General features: G+C 64.3%; 13 protein-coding genes and 3 tRNA genes. 14 read left to right on the top strand and 2 right to left on the bottom strand.

Translation table 11 applies throughout. The features are described from left to right. The first annotated feature begins 8 nt into the window (after positions 1 to 8). From H6935_14520 to pnp, 8 genes are all read left to right on the top strand, one after another. The gene (locus H6935_14520) at positions 9 to 785 is read left to right on the top strand and encodes a FixH family protein (GenBank protein ID MCP5279549.1); all 777 of its coding nucleotides are present in this window, start codon (positions 9 to 11) and stop codon (positions 783 to 785) included. 88 nt (positions 786 to 873) lie between these two features. Continuing rightward, positions 874 to 1323 (top strand): ribosome maturation factor RimP, encoded by a 450-nt coding sequence (gene rimP / locus H6935_14515; GenBank protein MCP5279548.1) that lies wholly within the window; start codon positions 874 to 876, stop codon positions 1321 to 1323. Beyond that, positions 1320 to 2804 carry a transcription termination/antitermination protein NusA gene (gene nusA, locus H6935_14510; protein MCP5279547.1) on the top strand — a complete coding sequence of 495 codons (1485 nt, stop codon included), beginning with the start codon at positions 1320 to 1322 and terminating at the stop codon, positions 2802 to 2804. The genes rimP and nusA overlap by 4 nt, the downstream gene beginning before the upstream one ends. Positions 2805 to 2817: 13 nt before the next feature. Beyond that, positions 2818 to 5460, top strand: a complete 2643-nt coding sequence (gene infB / locus H6935_14505; protein ID MCP5279546.1) for a translation initiation factor IF-2 — start codon at positions 2818 to 2820, stop codon at positions 5458 to 5460. 50 nt (positions 5461 to 5510) lie between these two features. After that, positions 5511 to 5885 carry a 30S ribosome-binding factor RbfA gene (rbfA, locus tag H6935_14500; protein ID MCP5279545.1) on the top strand — a complete coding sequence of 125 codons (375 nt, stop codon included), beginning with the start codon at positions 5511 to 5513 and terminating at the stop codon, positions 5883 to 5885. After that, the gene (truB, locus tag H6935_14495) at positions 5875 to 6762 is read left to right on the top strand and encodes a tRNA pseudouridine(55) synthase TruB (protein ID MCP5279544.1); all 888 of its coding nucleotides are present in this window, start codon (positions 5875 to 5877) and stop codon (positions 6760 to 6762) included. The genes rbfA and truB overlap by 11 nt, the downstream gene beginning before the upstream one ends. A 117-nt stretch (positions 6763 to 6879) precedes the next feature. Continuing rightward, positions 6880 to 7149: a 30S ribosomal protein S15 gene (gene rpsO, locus H6935_14490; GenBank protein MCP5279543.1), complete on the top strand. Its 270-nt coding sequence runs from the start codon at positions 6880 to 6882 to the stop codon at positions 7147 to 7149. 38 nt (positions 7150 to 7187) lie between these two features. After that, a complete protein-coding gene (gene pnp / locus H6935_14485; GenBank protein MCP5279542.1) occupies positions 7188 to 9314 on the top strand; it encodes a polyribonucleotide nucleotidyltransferase in 2127 nt (708 codons plus the stop codon). A 77-nt stretch (positions 9315 to 9391) separates the two neighbouring features. Here pnp and H6935_14480 read toward each other — a convergent pair whose 3' ends face one another. Then, complete coding sequence (locus H6935_14480) at positions 9392 to 9847, bottom strand: hypothetical protein (GenBank protein ID MCP5279541.1); 456 nt, start codon at positions 9845 to 9847, stop codon at positions 9392 to 9394. A gap of 72 nt (positions 9848 to 9919) precedes the next feature. Here H6935_14480 and H6935_14475 point away from each other — a divergent pair, with 72 nt between their 5' ends. After that, positions 9920 to 10672, top strand: a complete 753-nt coding sequence (locus tag H6935_14475; protein ID MCP5279540.1) for an HAD family hydrolase — start codon at positions 9920 to 9922, stop codon at positions 10670 to 10672. A 7-nt stretch (positions 10673 to 10679) separates the two neighbouring features. Here H6935_14475 and folD read toward each other — a convergent pair whose 3' ends face one another. Next, complete coding sequence (gene folD, locus H6935_14470) at positions 10680 to 11531, bottom strand: bifunctional methylenetetrahydrofolate dehydrogenase/methenyltetrahydrofolate cyclohydrolase FolD (protein ID MCP5279539.1); 852 nt, start codon at positions 11529 to 11531, stop codon at positions 10680 to 10682. Positions 11532 to 11630: 99 nt separating this feature from the next. Between folD and H6935_14465 the strand changes: the two genes are divergently transcribed. The 5 genes from H6935_14465 to H6935_14445 all read left to right on the top strand — a co-directional run bounded on the left by H6935_14465 (position 11631) and on the right by H6935_14445 (position 21070). Further along, a tRNA-Pro gene (locus H6935_14465) sits at positions 11631 to 11707 on the top strand. Between the two features lie 43 nt (positions 11708 to 11750). Further along, positions 11751 to 11827, top strand: a tRNA-Arg gene (locus H6935_14460). An 11-nt stretch (positions 11828 to 11838) separates the two neighbouring features. Beyond that, a tRNA-His gene (locus H6935_14455) sits at positions 11839 to 11914 on the top strand. Positions 11915 to 12071: 157 nt separating this feature from the next. Continuing rightward, positions 12072 to 19742, top strand: a complete 7671-nt coding sequence (locus H6935_14450; GenBank protein ID MCP5279538.1) for an SDR family NAD(P)-dependent oxidoreductase — start codon at positions 12072 to 12074, stop codon at positions 19740 to 19742. After that, entirely contained in the window at positions 19739 to 21070 is a 1332-nt protein-coding gene (locus tag H6935_14445) for an aminotransferase class I/II-fold pyridoxal phosphate-dependent enzyme (GenBank protein MCP5279537.1), read from the top strand. Before H6935_14450 ends, H6935_14445 begins: the two co-directional genes overlap by 4 nt. Positions 21071 to 21077 lie beyond the last annotated feature (7 nt).

Raw genomic sequence — 21077 nt, 5'->3', positions numbered from 1 at the left:
GGTCGGCCATGAGTCTGCTCATCACCATCTTCGGCGGCATGATGCTCACTGTCGCCCTGTATGCCCTGGGTAGGGGCCTGCGCCTGTCCAATTTCTGGTCCGCCGTGGTGGCTACGGGGATACCCACCTTTGCCTATCTGGCCTATGCCGTGGTTACCGGCCCGGGCCTGGATACCATCACCATGCATGTCGTCGCCTACCCCACCGTGGCGGTGATGCTGTACCTGCTGTATGGGGAAAAGGCATCCCGGAGCGATGGTACCCATTGGGTGCCCAGGCTGCTGATCGGGTTTTTCGTGGCAATCACTGTCCTGTATGGTGGATTCGTCTATGTGGCCCGCCAGGGGTTACCGCCCGATGTGGCTGCCCTGCTGTTGCCCAACGCCTCTCAAAACCGGGTTCATACGGGATTTGCCGGTGTGGTGGCCCATGGCGAGGACGCGGCCAAGAGCATCGCCCACCATCGCAACATGGAGGAGAAATTGGTCCGCCTGGGCTGGCGCGTGGAAGTGGTCGGCCTGGACACCCTGCGTCCCGACCACGCCAACGAAGTCCAGGTGTTGATCAGGAACGGCAAGGGTTCCCTGGTGCCCGGCGTAACGGTGCAATTGTCCCTGGGGCGTCCCGGACAGAAGGCCCGTGAAGTGGTCGTATTGGAGTCGTCAGCTGGGGCAGGCTACCGTGGTCTGGCCGGCCTGCCAGGGGACGGTGCGTGGCTGGCGGCCATCACCCTGGAAAGCCAGGGCGAGCGCGTGGAGCTCCAGCGCATCGTGGGTGGAGAGTAGCGCTACCTCGCCCGGCCAGGTATAATCCAAAAGTTTTCTGGATGGGCCTTGAGCCCATTTTTTATTTCTGGCGTTCCGAGTGGGGCTGATGGACCTGCAAGCACTGATTGAACCGACGCTGACCGGCATGGGCTACGAAATGGTGGCCCTGGAACGGGTTGGACGTGGCCTGCTGCGACTGTATATCGACCAGCCGGCGGGCATTACCCTGGACGACTGTGTCCGGGTAAGCAATCAGTTGACGCGGTTGTTCATGGTGGAAAACGTGGATTACGACCGTCTGGAGGTTTCGTCCCCGGGGCTGGACCGTCCCTTGGTGAAGCCTGCGGATTTCGTCCGCTTTGCCGGCCAGCGGGCCCAGGTGAAACTGCATGCGCCCATGGAGGGGCGCAAGCGATTCATCGGCCTGCTGCGGTCCCTGGAAAACGACGTATTGAAACTGGAAATGGATGGCGTCCTGGTGGACATCCCCCTCATCGAGGTGGAGTCCGCCCGGCTGGCGCCGGAGATAGAGGGCATGACCCGGAGGAAGCGATGAGTCGGGAAATTTTGTTGTTGGCCGATGCGTTGGCCCGCGAGAAGAACGTGGAACCGGAAGTGGTGTTTGGGGCGATCGAGTCCGCTCTTGCCCATGCCACCAAGAAACGCTACCTCGACGAGGATGTGGATATCCGTGTGGAGATCGACCGCAAGACCGGCGAGTACCAGGCCTTTCGCCGCTGGGAAGTGCTGCCCGACGAGGCCGGCCTGGAATTCCCCGACCGCCAGTACCTCCATTTCGAGGCGCTGGAACTCGATCCCGAGGTCCAGGTGGGCGAATTCATCGAGGAATCGGTGGAGGCCGTGGATTTCGGCCGCATCGGCGCCCAGGCCGCCAAGCAGGTCATCCTGCAGAAGATCCGGGATGCCGAACGGGAGCAGGTACTGAATGACTTCCTGGCCCGGGAAGAGAGCCTGGTGTCCGGTACCGTCAAGCGCATGGAGCGGGGCAGCGCCGTCATCGAGTCCGGCCGCATAGAAGGCCGCCTGGAAAAGGATCAGATGATCCCCAAGGAAAACCTGCGCGTGGGTGACCGGGTGCGGGCCTATCTGGTGCGGGCTGAACGGGGCGGGCGCGGCCCCCAGCTGGTGCTTTCCCGCACCTCGCCGGAGTTCATCAAGGAACTGTTCCGCCTGGAAGTGCCCGAGGTGGAAGAGGGCATCGTGGAGATCAAGGCGGCGGCCCGGGACCCGGGCATGCGTGCCAAGATCGCGGTGAAGTCCAACGATCCCAGGGTCGACCCCCAGGGTACCTGCATCGGCGTACGCGGTACCCGCGTCACCGCCGTCACCAACGAACTGAACGGCGAGCGGGTGGACATCGTGCTGTGGTCTCCCGATCCGGCCCAGTTCGTCATCAATGCCCTGTCTCCCGCCGAAGTCACCAGCATCGTGGTGGATGAGGAGAAACACGCCATGGACGTAGTGGTGGAGCCGGAGCAGGTGGAAGTTGCCATTGGACGCTACGGCCAGAACGTGCGTCTGGCTGCCGAACTGAGCGGTTGGGACATCAACATCCTGTCCGTGGACGAGGCGGAGCAGAAGCATCAGCAGGAGTCCGAGGGTCTCATCAAGATGTTCATGGTCAAGCTGGACGTGGACGAGGACGTGGCCCAGGTGCTGGTGGAGGAGGGCTTCACCAGTCTGGAGGAAGTGGCCTATGTGCCCCTCTCCGAGATGCTGGAGATCGAGGCTTTCGACGAGGATACGGTCAACGAGTTGCGCTCCCGTGCCAGGGATGCGCTGCTGACCGATGCCATCGTGCGGGAGGAAGCGGTAGAGAGCGCTGCCGCCGATCTCCTGAGCGTGGAAGGCATGGACGATGAAACCGCCGCCCTGCTCACTTCCAAGGGGGTGAACAACGCGGAGGACCTGGCCGACCTGGCCGTGGACGAACTGGTCGAACTCACCGGGATGGATGAGGAGCGCGCCAAGCAGCTCATCATGACGGCGCGTGCGCCGCTGCTGGCGGGAAGCTGAACGGGGAGAAAGCATGAACGTTGAACAATTTGCACTCGAGCTCAAGGTCGAGCCCGCCCTGCTGGTGAAACAATTGCAGGCGGCAGGCGTGGCCGTGAAGGGGGCCGGTGACGCCCTGTCCGATCAGGACAAGGCCATGCTGCTGGACTATCTGCGCGGCAAGCACGGTTCTGCGGAACCGAAGAAGAAGATCACTCTGACCCGCAAGCAGACGGGCGAGATCAAGACTGCCGACAGCAGCGGCCGTACCCGTACCGTACAGGTTGAGGTGCGCAAGAAGCGGGTGCTGGTGAAGCGCGAGGGTTCCCACACTGAGGCCGCCGCCGAAGCCCATGCCGAGGAGACCGCGGCCACCCCCGAACCCGTCGTCACACCTGAGGTGGAGGAAGTCCGGGTGGTTGAGCCTCCCTCAGTTGAAGAGATCTTGCCCGAGGAGGCACCCGCCGTCGTGGAAGAAGCCTCTCTGGCGGAAGTTGTCACGGAAGCCCCCGCCGAAGCAGCGGCTCCTGTGTCCATCCTTACCGAGGAGGAGCGCAAGCAGCGGGAGCAGGAGGCGAAGCGCCAAGCCAAGTTGCGCGCCATCCAGGAGGCCGAGCTCAAGGCCAAGCAGGAACGTGAGGCATCCCGCCGGGCCGCCGAGGAAGCCGCCAAGCTCAAGGCTGCCGAGGCGCCCAAGCCGGAGGTGAAGCCTGCGGTAAAGCCATCTGTAAAGGTCAAGACCGAGAAAGGTGTGGAGAAGGCCGGCGCCAAGAAGGGCCAGCGGGAAATGGAAGGTGGCGGAAAGCGTCCCGGACTCAAGACACGAGGCGCCGTGGACGGCGGAGACGGCTGGCGCACCAAGAAGGCACGCCACCACAAGGCCGAGCACGATGCTGCCTTCTCCCCTCCCGCCGAGCCGGTGGTGCGGGAGGTGCTGATACCCGAGACCATCTCCGTGGCCGATCTGGCCCACAAGATGGCCGTGAAGGCTGCCGAGGTCATCAAGGCCCTGATGAAGATGGGCTCCATGGTCACCATCAACCAGGTCCTGGACCAGGATACCGCCATGATCGTGGTGGAAGAGATGGGCCATGTGGGCAAGCCCGCGCCCACGGATAACCCGGAGGCCTATCTGGAAGACGCCGGTGAGCACAAGGAGGTGGAACTCCAGTCCCGCGCACCCGTGGTTACTGTCATGGGCCACGTGGACCACGGCAAGACATCCCTGCTGGACTACATCCGTCGCGCCAAGGTGGCGGCGGGCGAAGCCGGGGGCATCACCCAGCACATCGGCGCCTACCATGTGGAAACCCCCAAGGGCATGGTGACCTTCCTCGATACTCCCGGCCACGAGGCCTTCACCGCCATGCGTGCCCGGGGCGCCAAGGCCACGGACATCGTCATCCTGGTGGTGGCGGCGGACGACGGCGTCATGCCCCAGACCCGGGAAGCCATCCACCACGCCAAGGCCGGCAACGTGCCCATCGTCGTGGCGGTGACCAAGGTGGACAAGCCTGGCAGCAACCCGGAAAAGATACGCCAGGAAGTGTCCAACGAGGGCGTGGTGCCGGAAGAGTGGGGCGGCGATGCCCAGTTCGTGGACGTATCCGCCAAGACTGGCCAGGGCATTGATGCCCTGCTGGACGCCTTATTGCTTCAAGCCGAGGTGTTGGAACTCCAGGCCCCCGTGGATGCCCTGGCCAAGGGCGTGGTGATTGAGTCCCGCCTGGACAAGGGCCGCGGTTCCGTGGCTACCATCCTGGTCCAGTCCGGCACCCTGAAGCGGGGCGACATGCTCCTGGCCGGCACAGCCTTCGGCAAGGTTCGCGCCATGCTGGACGAGAACGGCAAGCCTGTGGACGAGGCTGGTCCGTCGATCCCCGTCGAGATCCAGGGCCTGTCGGAAGTTCCTGCCGCCGGCGAGGACGTCATGGTGCTGCCGGACGAGCGCAAGGCACGGGAGATTGCCCTGTTCCGCCAGGGCAAGTTCCGCGACGTGAAACTGGCCAAGCAGCAGGCCGCCAAGCTGGAGAACATGTTCGAGAACATGGCCGAAGGCGAGGTGCAGAGCCTGCCCCTGATCCTCAAGGCGGATGTGCAGGGTTCCTACGAGGGTCTGTCCCATGCCCTTACCAAGTTGTCCACCAACGAAGTGAAGGTCAACATCATCCACGCCGCCGTGGGTGCCATCTCCGAGTCCGACGTCAACCTGGCCCTGGCCTCCGGTGCTGCCCTGATCGGCTTCAACGTGCGCGCCGATGCCCAGGCTCGCAAGCTGGCAGAGTCCTCCGGCATCGACATTCGCTACTACAACATCATCTACGAGGCCGTGGATGATGTGAAGGCGGCCATGGGCGGCCTGCTCTCCCCGGAGAAGAAGGAGAACGCCCTGGGCCTGGCCGAAATCCGTCAGGTGTTCCGTATTTCCAAGGTGGGTGCCGTGGCCGGTTGTTACGTTCTGGATGGACTGCTCAAGCGTGCCGCCCGGGTCCGCGTGCTGCGGGACAACGTGGTGGTGTTCGACGGCGAACTGGATTCCCTCAAGCGCTTCAAGGACGACGTGAAGGAAGTGAAGGCTGGCTTCGAGTGCGGGCTGTCCCTGAAGAACTTCAACGAGATCGAGGAAGGCGATCAGCTCGAGTGCTACGAGGTGGTCGAGGTGGCCCGCACCCTGTAAGGCGGCAAGTGGCGAAGTAGCTGTTTCTTCGCCACGCGTCTCTTGCTCCCATGGCAAACACCAATCCCCGTTCCCGCCGCGTTGCCGAACAGATCCGCCAGGAACTGGCGTCCGTTCTCATGCGCGAGATGAAGGATCCTCGCGTCGTCGGGGTCACTTTCACCGCCGTGGAGGTTACGTCCGACCTGGAGCACGCCAAGGTCTGGTTTACCAGCTTTTCAGGTGACCATGCCGGAGCCCTGCAGGGCTTGTCCAAGGCGGCGGGCTTTCTGCGCACCGAGCTGGCCCATCGCATGAAGATGCGCACCGTGCCCAAGCTCACTTTCCGTTACGACGAGTCCGTGGAACGGGGTGCCCATCTGTCCAAACTCATCGACGACGCGGTGGCGGAAGACATGCACCATCACAAGGACGATGAAACGTAAGGTCGACGGCGTCCTGCTGCTGGACAAGCCCGTCGGCCTCACCTCGAACACCGCCCTGCAGAAGGCCAAGCGACTGTTCAACGCGGCCAAGGCCGGCCATACCGGTACACTGGACCCCTTTGCGACGGGCCTCCTGCCCCTGTGCTTTGGCGAGGCCACCAAGTTTTCCCAATTCCTGCTGGATGCGGACAAGGTCTACCGGGCGGAAGTGAAACTGGGTGTGCGCACTTCCAGCGGAGACCTGGACGGTGATGTGATCGCCCAGGCGCCGGTGGATGTGGACGAAACCCGCTTGCTGGCAGCCCTGGCGCCCTTCATGGGCGAGATCGAACAGGTCCCTCCCATGCATTCCGCCCTCAAGCATCAGGGGCGCCCTCTGTATGAATATGCCCGTCAGGGCGTGGAGATTCCGCGCAAGGCACGCCGGGTGGTGATCCATGACCTGGAACTGGAAGGCCTCCAAGGGGATGCCTGCACCCTGAGAATCCATTGCGGCAAGGGTTTCTATGTGCGGGCCCTGGCGGACGACCTCGGGCAGGTCTTGGGCTGCGGTGCCCATCTGACCGGATTGAGGCGCCTCGCGGTCGGCGCCTTCTCGGTGGAAGAGGCGTTGACTCTGGAGGCCCTGGGCAACATGGACGAGGGCCAGAGGGATGCCTGTCTGGCGCCGGCGGATGCCCTCATCGATGCCTTGCCCGCCCTGGTCCTGGATGTGGAGGCAGAGTGGCAGTTAACCCATGGCCAGCCCGTGTGGCAACCTCGGCTGGCGGTGGACGAACTGTACCGGCTCTATGGGGCGAATGGGTGTTTCCTGGGCGTGGCCCAGGTGAACATGGACGGCAAACTGGCCCCAAAACGCCTGGTGGCCAATATCTAAGGCCCCGTTTATGCTGACTTTTTCTTGAACGGTGCCCTTTGGTCAGCTTACAATGTTTGACTTTCCAGAACGTGTCCTGAAAAGCCTCGGGCCACGCGATTTCATAGGAGTAATGCCATGGCTGTCACCACTGCACAGAAAGCGCAGATCGTTAAGGATTACCAACGCGGCGGTGCCGACACCGGTTCGCCCGAAGTCCAGGTCGCCCTGCTTACCGCCCGCATCAACGACCTGACCGGCCACTTCAAGGCCAACACCAAGGACCACCATTCCCGCCGCGGCCTGCTGAAGATGGTTTCCCGTCGTCGTCGTCTGCTGGACTACCTGAAGGAAAAGAATGCCGAGCGCTACACCCAGCTGATCCAGAGCCTGGGCCTGCGCAAGTAAGTCGCCGTACACCAAGAACCGGATAGGAAGAGAACAGCGTGAATCCAGTCAAGAAGTCATTCCAGTACGGGCGCCACACGGTGACCCTGGAGACGGGCGAGATTGCCCGCCAGGCCACCGGCGCGGTGGTGGTGAACATGGACGACACCGTGGTGCTGGTCACCGTGGTGGCCAAGAACGAGGTGAAGCCCGGCCAGGACTTCTTCCCCCTGACTGTCGATTACATGGAGAAGACCTACGCCGCGGGCCGCATCCCCGGGGGGTACTTCAAGCGCGAGGGCAAGCCCACGGAGAAGGAAACCCTGACCTCCCGCCTCATCGACCGCCCCATCCGCCCCCTCTTCCCCGACGGCTTCTTCAATGAAGTGCAGGTCATCGCCACGGTGATGTCCGCCAATCCCGAGGTGGATTCCGACATCCCCGCCCTGATCGGCGCCTCCGCCGCCATGACCCTGTCCGGTCTGCCCTTCAACGGTCCCATAGGCGCTGCCCGAGTGGGTTACGTGGATGGCCAGTACGTACTCAACCCCACCCAGACCGAGCTCAAGGAGTCCAAGCTGGACCTGGTGGTGGCCGGCACCGAGTCCGCCGTACTGATGGTGGAGTCAGAGGCCCAGGAGCTGCCCGAGGACGTGATGCTGGGCGCCGTGGTCTTCGGTCACGAGCAGATGCGGGCAGCCATCGACGCCATCAATGAGCTGGCCGACGAGGCTGGCAAGGACGAGATGGATTGGGTTGCCCCCGAGACGCCTTCCGCCTTGATCAACCGCATGAACGAGCTTTGTGAAGAGGCTCTTTCCCAGGCCTATTCCATCCGCCAGAAGCAGGCTCGCGCGCACACCGTGGACGAGATCCGCAACCGGGTGTTTTCCGAGATGATCACCGAGGACATGGACACCACCGCCGCCAACGTGGTGAAGGACCTGTTCCACGCCCTGGAAGCCAAGGTGGTGCGCGGCCGCATCCTGGCCGGCGAGCCCCGCATCGACGGTCGTGACACACGCACCGTGCGGCCCATCACCATCCGCACCGGCGTGCTGCCCCGTACCCACGGTTCCGCCCTGTTCACCCGGGGCGAGACCCAGGCCCTCGTGGTTGCCACCCTGGGCACTGGTCGTGACGAACAGACCATCGAAGCCCTCACCGGCGAGTACCACGACCGCTTCCTGTTCCACTACAACATGCCCCCCTTCGCCACCGGCGAGACCGGCCGCGTGGGCAGCCCCAAGCGTCGTGAGATAGGCCACGGCCGCCTGGCCAAGCGGGGCCTGCTGGCCATGCTGCCCAGCAAGGAAGATTTCGGCTATACCCTGCGCGTGGTGTCCGAGATCACCGAATCCAACGGTTCTTCCTCCATGGCCTCCGTGTGCGGCGGCTCCCTGGCCCTGATGGACGCCGGCGTGCCCATGAAGAAGCATGTGGCTGGCATTGCCATGGGCCTCATCAAGGAAGGCAACCGCTTCGCCGTGCTGACTGACATCCTGGGCGATGAGGACCACCTGGGCGACATGGACTTCAAGGTGGCCGGTACCACTGACGGTGTCACCGCCCTGCAGATGGACATCAAGATCCAGGGCATCACCAAGGAGATCATGCAGGTGGCCCTGACCCAGGCCCAGGAAGCCCGCATGCACATCCTCGGCATCATGAACGAGGCCGAAGCCAAGCCCCACGAGATGAGCCAGTACGCGCCCCGCATCATCACCATGAAGATCAACCCGGAGAAGATCCGCGACGTGATCGGCAAGGGTGGTGCAACGATCCGTGCCCTGACGGAAGAGACCGGCACCCAGATCGACATCGACGAGACCGGCACCATCAAGATCGCCTGCACCAGCACCGAGTCCGGCGAACTGGCCAAGAAGCGCATCGAAGACATCACCGCGGAAGTGGAAGTGGGCAAGGTCTACGACGGCACCGTGCTGAAGATTCTGGACTTCGGCGCCATCGTCAATATCCTGCCGGGCAAGGATGGGCTGCTGCACATCTCCCAGATTGCCCATGAGCGGGTGGCTACGGTAGGCGACCATCTGAAGGAAGGTCAGGCCGTGAAGGTGAAAGTCCTCGAGACGGACGAGAAAGGCCGCATGCGCCTGTCCATCAAGGCTCTCCTGGAACCGCCGCCCAAGCCGGCCCAACCGGTCGAGGCCCCGACGGCCGAGTAACCCGGCCGGACACAAAAAAGCCAGCTCACCAGCTGGCTTTTTTAATGTCTCGGAGCGTTTTCCGGTTTGATGCCAGGCTAATTCGCCCCAATGAACTCCATGAAGCCCTGCCACCAGCGTTTGCGGTTCTGGGGCACGAACTGGGGGGCATCCAGGTCCGAAGGCTGCATGCGTGACATGACCCAGCCGGGCAGGATACGGTGCTTGCTGGAGCCGCAGGAGGTGCCCAGATTGTTGGGGTCATAGATCTTCACCAGGCTCGGGGTCTCCAGGTCGTCAGCATAGACAATGCCGCAGTAGTCCTCGTGATGTTCCTTGCGCAGGAGATCGTCAATGCGCAGGATGAAGGCGGTGACATGCTCGGCGTCGACAGGTGCTTCGGGACGGGGCTCGCCCACGGCGTAGAGGTACCAGCCAGCAGCGGGGTCCACCCGCTTCCAGAAGGCGTCCAGTTGGGACCAAGAGAGCAGGGAATAGAGCGTGCCTTCAAACAGGCGGTCAAAGTCCGGATTTTGTACGGCGGTGGCGTGCATGAAAGACGTCCATTGGGATGGACTTGAAAGTGTACTCACCCTGAGAAGAATCACAAACCTTTGAAAGAAAGGATGTTTATGTTGAAAGCCCTGTTGTTTGACGTGGACGGTACCCTGGCGGATACGGAGCGGGACGGTCACCGTCCCGCCTTCAATGCCGCCTTCCGGGAATATGGCCTGGACTGGGATTGGGACGTGGCGCTTTATGGGCAGCTGCTGGCGGTGACCGGGGGCAAGGAGAGAATGAAGTTCTACGTGGAGAAGTTCCGACCGGACTACGTCAAACCCACCGATTTCGATGACATGGTGGCGGAACTGCACAAGTCCAAGACCCGTCATTACACGCGCATGCTGGCCGAGGGGGGCATTCCCCTGCGACCCGGCGTGAAGCGTCTGCTGGCCGAGGCCCGAGCCGCCGGCCTGATCCTGGGAGTGGCCACGACGACCACGCCAGAAAACGTGACGGCGCTGTTGCGCCACAGCCTGGCGGCGGATGGCCCCGATTGGTTCGATGTGATCGCCGCCGGGGACATCGTCCCAGCCAAGAAGCCGGCGCCGGACATCTACACCTGGGCCATGGGGCAACTGGGTTTGCAGCCGGAGGATTGCCTGGCCTTCGAGGACTCGGAAAACGGCATCCGCGCTTCCATGGGGGCGGGTTTGCGCACCGTGGTGACGGTGAACGACTACACCCGGGATCACGATTTCACCGGCGCCCTGGCGGTGTTGACCGACCTGGGGGAGATGGATGCGCCTTATACGCGCTTGGACAGGCCTGAAAGTGGCATGGTGGACCTGGAGCGCATCAAGGCCTGGCTCGGCTAGGGGGAGCTCAAGGGTGCTTTAATGCGGCTTCCAGGGTGTTCTGCAGCAGGGTGGCCACGGTCATGGGGCCCACGCCGCCCGGTACCGGCGTGATCCAGGATGCCCGCTCCTTGGCTACGGCGAATTCCACGTCGCCCGCCAGACGGCCGTCATCGAGGCGGTTGATGCCGATGTCCACCACCATGGCGCCCTCCTTGATCCAGGCGCCCTTTACCATCTCCGGCTTGCCCACGGCGGCTACGACGATATCCGCCTGGCCAACATGCCCGGCCAGGTCCCGGGTGGCGGAATGGCATGCGGTCACCGTGCAGCCGGCCAGCAGGAGTTCCAGAGCCATGGGCCTGCCCACGTGGTTGGATGCGCCGACCACCACCGCATGCTTGCCGCGCAGGGGTTCGCCGGTGGTCTCCAGCAGACGCATGACGCCATAGGGCGTACAGGACCGCAGTGTGGGCAGGCGCACCGCCAGGCGACCGATGTTGTAGGGGTGGAAGCCGTCCACATCCTTGTCCGGGCGGATGGCCTCCACCACTGTCTCGTCGTCGATCTGGGCCGGCAGGGGCGCCTGTACCAGGATGCCGTCCACGGTGGGATCGTCGTTGAGCAGTTTGATCAGGGCCAGCAGTTCCTCCTGGGTGGTGCTGGCGGGCAGGTCGTGGGAAATGGACAGCACGCCCGCCGTGTCGCAAGCCCGGCGCTTGTTGCGCACGTAGATGCTGGAAGCGGGATCCGCGCCCAGCAGGACTACCGCCAGGCCGGGAACGCGCTGCCCTGCCGCCTGCCTCTCGCCCACCTGTCGTTTGATATCCTGGATCAGGGCGTCGGCAATGGATTTGCCATCGAGGATGCGGGCGGTCATGGCAGGAACATTTTTGCTTCTGAAAACACTGATTCTAGCGGAGCGACGCATGTATCGGCATTGCTTTTCCCACAGTGGGCGGGTATATTTCCGCGCCTTCGGGGTGTAGCGCAGCCCGGTAGCGCGCTTGCTTTGGGAGCAAGATGTCGGAGGTTCGAATCCTCTCACCCCGACCAGACGTTACCGGCTGTAATATTTCTTCGAACGCCCGCGGGAATTCTGCCCGTAGCTCAATTGGATAGAGCACCAGCCTTCTAAGCTGGGGGTTACAGGTTCGATCCCTGTCGGGCAGGCCAGTTTTACGGTGGCGGTGGTAGCTCAGTTGGTAGAGCACTGGATTGTGGCTCCAGGTGTCGTGGGTTCGATTCCCATCCATCGCCCCACCCTACACTGTTAGTTCAATGTCAAACCCGATAAAATGAGCTCCGAACGCGTAAGGGCTTTGGGCTGCTTGAATTGCCAAATTTAACAACCTCGACAAAAGCCAATGAAGCTTCATGGATGGAAGCAACCAAGGTATCCGGGCGGGGTAACAGATAAATGAAAATTGCCGTAGTTGGGATGGCGTTTCGCCTGCCCGGGGGCATTGATGACGAGCAGTCCTTCTGGCAAGTACTCAAGGACGGTCTGGATGTCGTAACGGAAATACCCGAGAACCGCTGGGGCAAGAATTTCTACGCTCACCCCAAGCGCAAGGAGGCGGGCAAGAGCGTTACCTGGTCTGCGGGGGTGCTGGACCAGTCCGGAGGGTTCGATGCCGCGTTCTTCGGTATTTCCCCCCGTGAGGCCAATAATCTTGACCCCCAGCAAAGACTCCTGCTGGAACTGACCTGGGAAGCCCTGGAAAACGGCGGCCAAATCCCTGAAAGACTGGCTGGCAGCGACTGTGCGGTATACCTGGGCATCTCCGGTACCGACTATGGCCTGAGATCCATCGACGACCTGAGTTCCGTCGATGCCTATTCCATGACGGGCAACACCCTCAGCATTGCCGCCAACCGCATTTCCTACATCTTCGATTTCCGCGGCCCCAGCATGGCCATCGACACCGCCTGTTCCTCCTCGGTGGTGGCCCTGCACCAGGCCTGCAAGAGCCTGCGCACGGGTGAAGCCAGCATGGCGGTGGTGGGGGGCGTGAACATGCTGCTTCACCCCTATCCCTTCATCGGCTTCACCAAGGCGTCCATGCTTTCTGCCCGGGGCCGGTGCCGTGCCTTCGACGCCAGCGGCGATGGCTACGTGCGTTCGGAAGGGGCCGGGGTGTTCTTCCTCAAGCCCCTGGATCAGGCCCAGGCGGATGGAGACCCCATCCACGCCGTGATCCTGGCCAGCGGCGTGAACAGCGATGGCTACAAGAACGGCATCACCATCCCCAGCGCCAAAGGGCAGTCCACCCTGCTGCAGGCCACCTGCCAGCAGGCGGGCATCGGCCCGGATGACCTCGTGTACGTAGAAGCCCATGGCACGGGTACCGCCGTGGGGGATCCCATCGAAACCGCCGCCATCGGCGAGGCGGTGGCCCAGCGGCGCTCGCCGGATGTCCCGCCCTTATTCATCGGCTCGGTCAAGACGAACGTGGGCCATCTGGAATCGGCCTCGGGCATGGCGGGCCTGATCAAGACCGTGCTGTGCCTCAAGCACCGCGCATTGCCCCCGTCCCTGCACCTAGAAACGCCGAATCCCCACATCGATTTCGAAGGCTTGAACCTCAAGGTGGTGCAGGCGTTCACCCCCTTGCCGGCCAAGGGGCAGCCTTTGCGCATGGGGGTAAATTCCTTCGGGTTCGGCGGGGCCAACGGCAATGTGCTGCTGGAGGAAGCTCCTCCGGGCAAGCCTGGTGCCCGGGTCAAGTCCACGTTGACGCCTCCCCTTGTCCTGTCGGCACGCAGCGCTGGTGCTCTGCGGGAACTGGCCGGCCGCTACCGCACCTTGATCGAAGAGGAAGGTGACTATTACAGCGTCGCCCACGCAGCGTCCCACCGACGCCAGCACCTGTTGCAGAGGCTGGCGGTGTTCGGCAGGACCAAGGAGGAGATACTTCAGCGACTGGCCGAATTCTCGGAAGGCAAGGCCGGTGCCGGCACGGTCCAGGAGGATGCGCTGGCCGAGGCGGGCAAGGTGGCCTTCGTCTATTCCGGGAATGGTGCCCAGTGGCTCGGCATGGGGCGGGCCCTGCTGGCCGAAGCCGGCGAGTTCAGGCGGGCGGTCCAGGAAGTGGACGTCTTGTTCCAGCCCCTGGCGGGCTTTTCCATCCAGGAGGAACTGCTGGCCGAGGAGTCCGTTTCAAGGCTCCACCTGACCGAAGTGGCCCAGCCCGCCTTGTTCGCCATCCAGGTGGGCATTACCCGCATGCTGAACAGCCAGGGCCTGAAGGCGGATGCGACCGTGGGCCACAGCGTGGGGGAGGTGGCAGCGGCCTGGGCAGCGGGCGCCTTGTCCCTGTCCCAGGCTGTCCGTGTCATCCATGAACGGAGTGCGGCCCAGGAGACTACCCGGGGTACGGGCAAGATGGCGGCGGTCGGCCTTTCCCCGGCAGACGTCGGCAAGGAAATTGAGCGCCTGGGGCTGGAGGGTCGCGTCGAGGTCGCCGGCATCAACAGTCCCAAGGCGGTGACCCTGTCCGGAGAGCTGGAAGGCCTTGAAATGCTTCGGCAGGCCCTGGAGCCGCGCAGCACATTTTTCCGTTTGCTGGACCTGGATTACGCCTTCCACAGTCGCAAGATGGATCCCCTCCAGGACATCCTGATGGCGAAACTGAAGGGGTTGACGCCATCGCCAGGCCACACCCGTTTCATTTCCACGGTGACCGGCGGAGCCCTGCCGGGAGACCGTCTGGATGCCCATTACTGGTGGCGCAACATCAGGGAGCCGGTGCAATTCGAGGCCGCCACATCCCAATTGATCAAGGATGGCGTGCGCCTGTTTGTTGAAGTCAGCCCCCACGCCATCATGCAGCGCTACCTGGGCGACTGCCTCGCGGCCCTGGATGTCCAGGGGCGAGTCCTCGCCACCCTCAAGCGCAATGACGATGGCATGGAGCGGGTTCAGGACGCCCTTTGTCGAGCCCTGCTGCTGCTGGACGAAGGATTTGGCCTGGCGCACCTGTTCCCCCATCCCGCCAATCCGGTGTCCCTGCCGGCCTACCCCTGGCAGCGTGAACGCTACTGGTACACCCTCACTGGAGAAGGCTACGACCTGGTAAACCGCCATCGTGAGCATCCCTTGCTCGGCTATCGCCTCAAGGACGCGGATGCCGCCTGGGAAAACCAGTTGGACCCCCAGTTGCTGCCCTATCTGCAGGATCACGTGGTGGGTGGCGCGGTGGTGTTCCCCGCCAGCGGCTATGTGGAAATGGCCCTGGCAGCTTCCCGGCTCTGGTTTGGTGGTGACAACCACGAAGTCGAGGCCCTGGAGATTCGTGCCCCCATCGTGTTCGACGGTGAGCACGCGCGCACGGTCAGGTTTGAACTCTCTCCGGCGGACGGGGCTTTCCAGATCAAGAGCAGGGAAAGGCTCAGCGAGGATGATTGGCGCCTGAACGTGGTGGGCCGTCTGGTGGGCGAACCCCTGGCGGATCGACCCGTCTCCCGTTTCGATCCGCGGGACTTGGCCGGTGCGCAGTGGAACATCTCCGCGGCGGAGCACTATGAACTGGCCCAAAGGCTGGGACTGGAATATGGGCCTGCCTTCCAGGCCGTGGCGGCAACCCGGCTGGACGACGAGGGGGTGCTTGCCCGCCTCCAGGCGCCCGCCGCCATAGCCGATCAACTGGCCACCCACGTGCTGCACCCGGTCATCCTGGACGCCTGCTTCCAATCCTTGTTCGACGGCTTCCGCGACGAGATTGCCGCGGGGGGCAAGGTCACCCTCTTGCCAGTGGGGGTCGGCCGCCTGCGCCTCCATGCCGATGCCGGGCCCGTCGCCTATTGCTGGAGCCACCTCAAGAAACGCAGTCCCCGTTCCGCCGTGGCGGATTTCTGGCTGTTGGACGAGGCAGGCACCACCGTAGCCCTCCTGGAGAATTGCCGTTTCCGGGGCGCGTCGTTGGGTCACCGGGGCGCCCACCAACCCGCAACCTGGCGTTACCACGCCCTGGTCATGCCCCGGGCAGACAGAAACCAACCCCTGGCGGCGCCGCCATGCGCCGACCTGGCAAGCCACGCCAGGTCCGCCTTGATCAGCCAGGAGGCGAGCCTGCGCCGGAGCGAACATTTCCAGCGCTTCGTGCCCCTCTTCGAAGCCCTGGTGGGCGCCTTCTCCTGGGAGGCATTCCAGCATGTGGCCCAGTTCGGGAACGGGGTGCTGGCAACAGACTGGGTCGATGCCCACATTCCCCAGGGCACCCTGCGCCGCAACGTGCTGGACTGGATGCTGGAACTGCTGGAACAGGATGGCGTCATCCAGCGTGCAGATGGGTGCTGGGAACCCGTTGATGCTGAGGCGCTGCCAGCCGCCCAGGACATCTGGCTCACCTTGCTGGGGGAAAGCCCCGCCTACCTGCCGGAACTGCTGCTCGCCGGGCGAGCCGGAGCCCACCTGCCGAAAATCCTGGAGGGCGGCCAAGATGCGGAGCCCCTGGGGCGCTCGCTGCGTTCAAGCGCCCTCAACGAGCAGTGCTTCGAGGCTTCGCCCAGCTATGTCGGCATGAACCATGCGGCCATGGCCATCCTGGGCCAGTTGTCGGCCACCTGGCCATCCCATCGGCGCATGCGGATTCTGGACGTGAGCGAAGGCCATGGCGCCCTGGCGCGACAGTTGTTGCCGCTGCTGCCCCACGATCGGTTTGATTATCTGGTGGCGGGGTTTGACGAACCCTCCGTGGCCAGACTGGAAGCGGAATTCAATTCCCTCCCGGGGGTGTCCTTCGTGCAGATGGATGCCGATTCCCTGGCCTTGCCTGCCGAGGCCGGCACGGGATTTTTCGATGTGGTCTTGCTGGGGCATGTCCTGCATCGGGCCTCGGACCTGCACCAGGCCCTCATCCAGTTGCGCAAGCGCATGGCCCAGGGCGGCCTGATGCTGCTGCTCGAGCGGGCGCCGGATGCCATGGCAAACCTCATCTTCGGTCTGGATGAGCATTGGTGGCGGCCGGGCAAGGCTGGCGGTCGCGTTTCGAGCCTGATGTCCGACGGCCAGTGGATGGATTTGCTGTCTGATTGCGGATTCCAGGACAGCGTGCCGCTTCGCGACCCTGGCTCGGACGACTCCGCCATGGGCGTATTCGCCGTGCTTGCCAAGGCCCCAGCGCCCGAGGCGGACGCCATGGCGGTCCCGGAGCAGGCCGGCTGGATGTTGCTGGCGGACGCCGAAGGCCAGTCCAAGGTCGTGGCAGAGGCCCTGGCCCGGAGGCTGCGCAGCCTGGGCCAGCGCGTGCACCTGGTGCTGGGGGGCATCTCCCCGGCAGCCATCCTGCCCCCGGGCGATGCGGCGGTATTGGCGGATGTCTCCGACGAAGCCGTCGCCCAGGCCGTTGCGGAAGCCCCCAAGGCCCTGGGCCAGTGTGACCACGTGGTGCATATGCTGGGCATGGGGGCCGGAGATGACGCCCCCATGGCCGTGCAGGACCTGCGCTGCACCACCACCCTGCATCTGGTGCATGCCCTGGAGGCCGCGGGGATGGCAGGCAAGACCCGGCTCTGGCTGGTGACCCGTGGCGGCGCCGTGCTGACCGACAGCGGCGAGGCCGAGGCTTCCTCCTTCGTCGGCCATCCCGCCCAGGCAGCCCTGTGGGGCTTCGGGCGGGTGCTGATGAACGAGCATCCCGATCTGGCCTGTACCCTGCTCGACCTGCAGTGCGACCTGGACGAAGCGGCCGCCCTGCGTCTTTGCGATGAACTGGTCACCCCGGACGGGGAGGACGAGATCGTTCTGACCGGGGAGGGGCGTCATGTTCCGCGCATGGCGCCATTCACCATGCCGGCGGTGAAGTCCCTGGTGCCCCAGGCCCGTCTGGACTTCACCATGCCGGGGCAGCTGAAGAACCTGCATTGGCAGCCTGCCGATGAGCGTTCCCTGCGGGGCGACGAGATCGAGATCCAGCCCCGGGCAGTGGGCCTGAACTTTCGCGATGTCATGTACGCCATGGGCCTGCTGTCCGACGAGGCCGTGGAAAACGGTTTCGCGGGTGCCACCCTGGGCATGGAACTGGCGGGCGTGGTGACCCGTGTCGGGGCTGACGTGGATGAATTCCGCGTGGGCGACGCGGTGGTGGCCTTCGCCCCGGCGTGCTTCGCCAGCCGGGTGGTCACCAAGGCCGCATCTGCGGCGATGAAGCCCGCGGCCTGGACCTTCGAAGAGGCCGCCACGGTGCCCACGGTGTTCTTCACCGTGTATTACGCCCTGCATTACCTGGCTCACCTGCAGCCGGGGGAGAAGGTGCTGATTCACGGTGCCGCCGGTGGCGTGGGCATCGCCGCCATCCAGGTGGCCCGCTACCTGGGCGCGGAAATCTTCGCCACCGCCGGCAGCGACGAGAAGCGCGATTTCGTCACCCTGCTGGGTGCGGACCACATCATGAACTCCCGCACCCTGGCCTATGCAGACCGGGTCATGGAGATCACCGGCGGACGAGGCATCGACGTGGTGCTCAACTCCCTGGCGGGCGAGGCCATCAACCGCAACTTCCGCATCCTGCGCCCCTTCGGGCGCTTCCTGGAACTGGGCAAGCGGGACTTCTACGAGAACACCAAGATCGGCCTGCGTCCCTTCAAGGACAACATCACCTATTACGGCATCGATGCCGACCAGCTCATGGTGGAGCGTCCCGCCCTGGCCTCCAGCCTGTTCCGGGAGGTCATGGCCCTGTTCGAGGAGGGCGCCCTGCGTCCATTGCCCTACCGGGCGTTCCCAGCGAACCGCGTGGTCGACGCCTTCCGCTACATGCAGGCTTCACGCCAGATCGGCAAGGTGGTGGTCACCTTCGACGGCACCCCCCTGCCGGTGGCCGAGCCCGAGCGTGCTCCCGAGCCCCTGGCCCTCTCCGGCGATGCCACTTACCTGGTCACGGGCGGCATCGGCGGATTCGGCCAGCGCACGGCCCGTTGGCTGGCCGAGCAGGGCGCCGGGCATCTGGTCCTCCTGAGCCGGCGCGGCGCAGCGGCCCCCGGGGCGGCCGAGGCCAAGGCGGAGCTGGAGGCCCTGGGCGCAAAGGTTCACCTCAAGGCCTGCGACGTGACCGACCTCAGCCAGGTGACTCAAGTCATCAGCGAGATCCAGCGCCTGATGCCGCCCCTGAAGGGTGTCGTCCACGCGGCCATGGTGCTGGACGACGGCCTCATCCGCAACCTGGACCAGGCGCGTTTCCTGCGCGCCATGGCGCCCAAGATCCAGGGGGGCTGGAACCTGCACCTCGCCACCCGGGAAATGGACCTGGATCTGTTCGTGCTCTATTCCTCCGCCACCACCTTCATCGGCAACCCGGGCCAGGCCAACTATGTGGCAGCCAACATGTACCTGGAATCCCTGGCGGCCTACCGCCGCGCCCGGGGATTGCCGGGCACCTGCGTGGCCTGGGGCGCCATCTCGGACGTGGGCTACCTGGCCCGCAACGAGGACATCAAGGACGCATTGCAGTCCCGCCTGGGCGGCAATGCCCTGGATTCCGCCCAGGCCCTGGACCGTCTTGGGGCAATGGTGCAGGCCGGGGTGAGCGGGGTGGCGGTCATCGACTTCGACTGGCACACCCTGCACCGCTTCCTGCCTGCAACCCGGTCGCCCCGTTTCGACGAGTTGCGCCGCATGGCTGGCCAGGGCAGCGGCGACAGCGCTGACAGCGAGGACATCCGCGCCATGCTGGCCGGCAGCACGCCGGAAGAGGCCCAGGGCATCATCCGGGACCTGTTGCTGGAAGAGGTGTCCGCCATCCTGCGCTTGCCCAGGGACCGCATCGATACCGAGCGCTCCCTCTACGACCTGGGCATGGATTCCCTTATGGGCGTGGAACTGGTGCTGGGCATAGAGAAGCGCTTCGGCATCTCGCTGCCCGTCATGGCCCTCACGGAAGGCCCCACCATCAAGCGCATCTCCGAGCGCCTGGTGGCGTCCCTGATGCATGAGGATGGAGGGGCGGATGCTCAGGGCAAGCCCCAGGACCAGCTCACGGAGATGGTCAGTGCCGTGGCGGCCCAGCATGCCGTGGAGGCCAGCGCCGAGGACGTGGCGAATGCCGTGGAGGCCCTGCGGGAACAGACGGGGGCCGGAGCGAAGCCATGAAAGGCAAGGGTCTTTTCGGCCTCAGCGGCTCTGCCAAGGAAGAACTGATCGGCAAGTTCCTGAGCAAGGGCAAGTCTGCCCCGGCGGATGCCCACGGGGCCGCGCGTTCCCGCTCCGTGGCAAAGGAGATCCCGGACAGTTTCTGCCGGTTCGACAGCATTCCCGGCTACGAAAAGATCCTGCTGCCGCAAATGGCGGCCCAGCGCTTCGGCCTGGAAAACCCCTTCTTCCGGGTCCATGATGGCGTCGCCGGTTGCACCACCCAGATCAACGGCCGCCAGTACATCAATTTCTCCAGCTACAACTACCTGGGGCTGTGCGGCCATCCCCGCGTCAACAAGGCGGCCAAGGATGCCATCGAGCGCTGGGGCACCTCCGCCTCCGCCAGCAGGCTGGTATCGGGGGAGCGTGCGGTGCAGCGTGACCTGGAGCTGGCCCTGGCGGACCTTCACGGCGTGGAAGACTGCCTGGCCTTCGTCAGTGGCCACGCCACCAACGTCACCACCATCGGTTACCTGTTCGGAACCAAGGACCTGATCGTCCACGACGCCCTCATCCACAACAGCGTGTTGCAGGGCGCCCTGCTTTCCGGGGCTCATCGCCGCGCCTTCCCCCACAACGACTGGCAGAAGCTGGACGAACTGCTGCATGAGATCCGCGGCCAGTTCGAGCGCGTGCTCATCGTCGTGGAAGGCATCTACAGCATGGACGGAGACTTTCCCGACCTGCCCCGGTTCATCGAGCTCAAGCGCCGGCACAAGGCCTTCCTCATGGTGGACGAGGCCCATTCCCTGGGGGTGCTGGGCCAGCACGGCAAGGGCATCGCCGAGCACTTCGGCGTGAACGGCCGGGATGTGGACATCTGGATGGGCACCTTGAGCAAGACCCTGGCCAGCTGCGGCGGCTACATCGCCGGAGAAAAGGCCCTGGTGGAGCACCTGCGTTATGCCGCGCCGGGTTTCCTGTACAGCGTGGGCATGGCTCCCCCCGTGGCCGCCGCCGCCCTGGAGGCCCTGCACATCATGCTGGCGGAACCGGAACGGGTGGAGCGCCTGCGCCAACGGGGCCAGTACTTTCTCTCCCTGGCGCGGGAGAAGGGGGTCGACACGGGGCTCAGTGCCGGTTACTCCGTCATTCCGGCCATCACCAAGGGCTCCCTGAAGGCGGCCAAGCTTTCCAACGCCTTGTTCGAGAAGGGCATAAACGTCCAGCCCATCATCTACCCGGCGGTGGAGGAGGGGCTGGCCCGGCTGCGGTTCTTCATCAACAGCGGCCATACGGAGGAGCAGGTGCGCCATACCGTGGAGGCCCTGGGCCGTGCTGCTTGAGGCCAGC

Source organism: Thiobacillus sp. (genome assembly GCA_024235835.1).
Classification (GTDB): Bacteria; Pseudomonadota; Gammaproteobacteria; order Burkholderiales; family Thiobacillaceae; genus PFJX01.
The sequence above is the reverse complement of the archived record's forward strand: the minus strand, read 5'-3'. Positions and strand labels throughout refer to the sequence as shown.

Coding starts and splice junctions, on each gene's coding strand:
- H6935_14520 (MCP5279549.1), top strand. CDS start 9: ATGAGTCTGCTCATCACCATCTTCGGCGGCATGATGCTCACTGTCGCC.
- rimP (MCP5279548.1), top strand. CDS start 874: ATGGACCTGCAAGCACTGATTGAACCGACGCTGACCGGCATGGGCTAC.
- nusA (MCP5279547.1), top strand. CDS start 1,320: ATGAGTCGGGAAATTTTGTTGTTGGCCGATGCGTTGGCCCGCGAGAAG.
- infB (MCP5279546.1), top strand. CDS start 2,818: ATGAACGTTGAACAATTTGCACTCGAGCTCAAGGTCGAGCCCGCCCTG.
- rbfA (MCP5279545.1), top strand. CDS start 5,511: ATGGCAAACACCAATCCCCGTTCCCGCCGCGTTGCCGAACAGATCCGC.
- truB (MCP5279544.1), top strand. CDS start 5,875: ATGAAACGTAAGGTCGACGGCGTCCTGCTGCTGGACAAGCCCGTCGGC.
- rpsO (MCP5279543.1), top strand. CDS start 6,880: ATGGCTGTCACCACTGCACAGAAAGCGCAGATCGTTAAGGATTACCAA.
- H6935_14480 (MCP5279541.1), bottom strand. CDS start 9,847: ATGCACGCCACCGCCGTACAAAATCCGGACTTTGACCGCCTGTTTGAA.
- H6935_14475 (MCP5279540.1), top strand. CDS start 9,920: ATGTTTATGTTGAAAGCCCTGTTGTTTGACGTGGACGGTACCCTGGCG.
- folD (MCP5279539.1), bottom strand. CDS start 11,531: ATGACCGCCCGCATCCTCGATGGCAAATCCATTGCCGACGCCCTGATC.
- H6935_14450 (MCP5279538.1), top strand. CDS start 12,072: ATGAAAATTGCCGTAGTTGGGATGGCGTTTCGCCTGCCCGGGGGCATT.
- H6935_14445 (MCP5279537.1), top strand. CDS start 19,739: ATGAAAGGCAAGGGTCTTTTCGGCCTCAGCGGCTCTGCCAAGGAAGAA.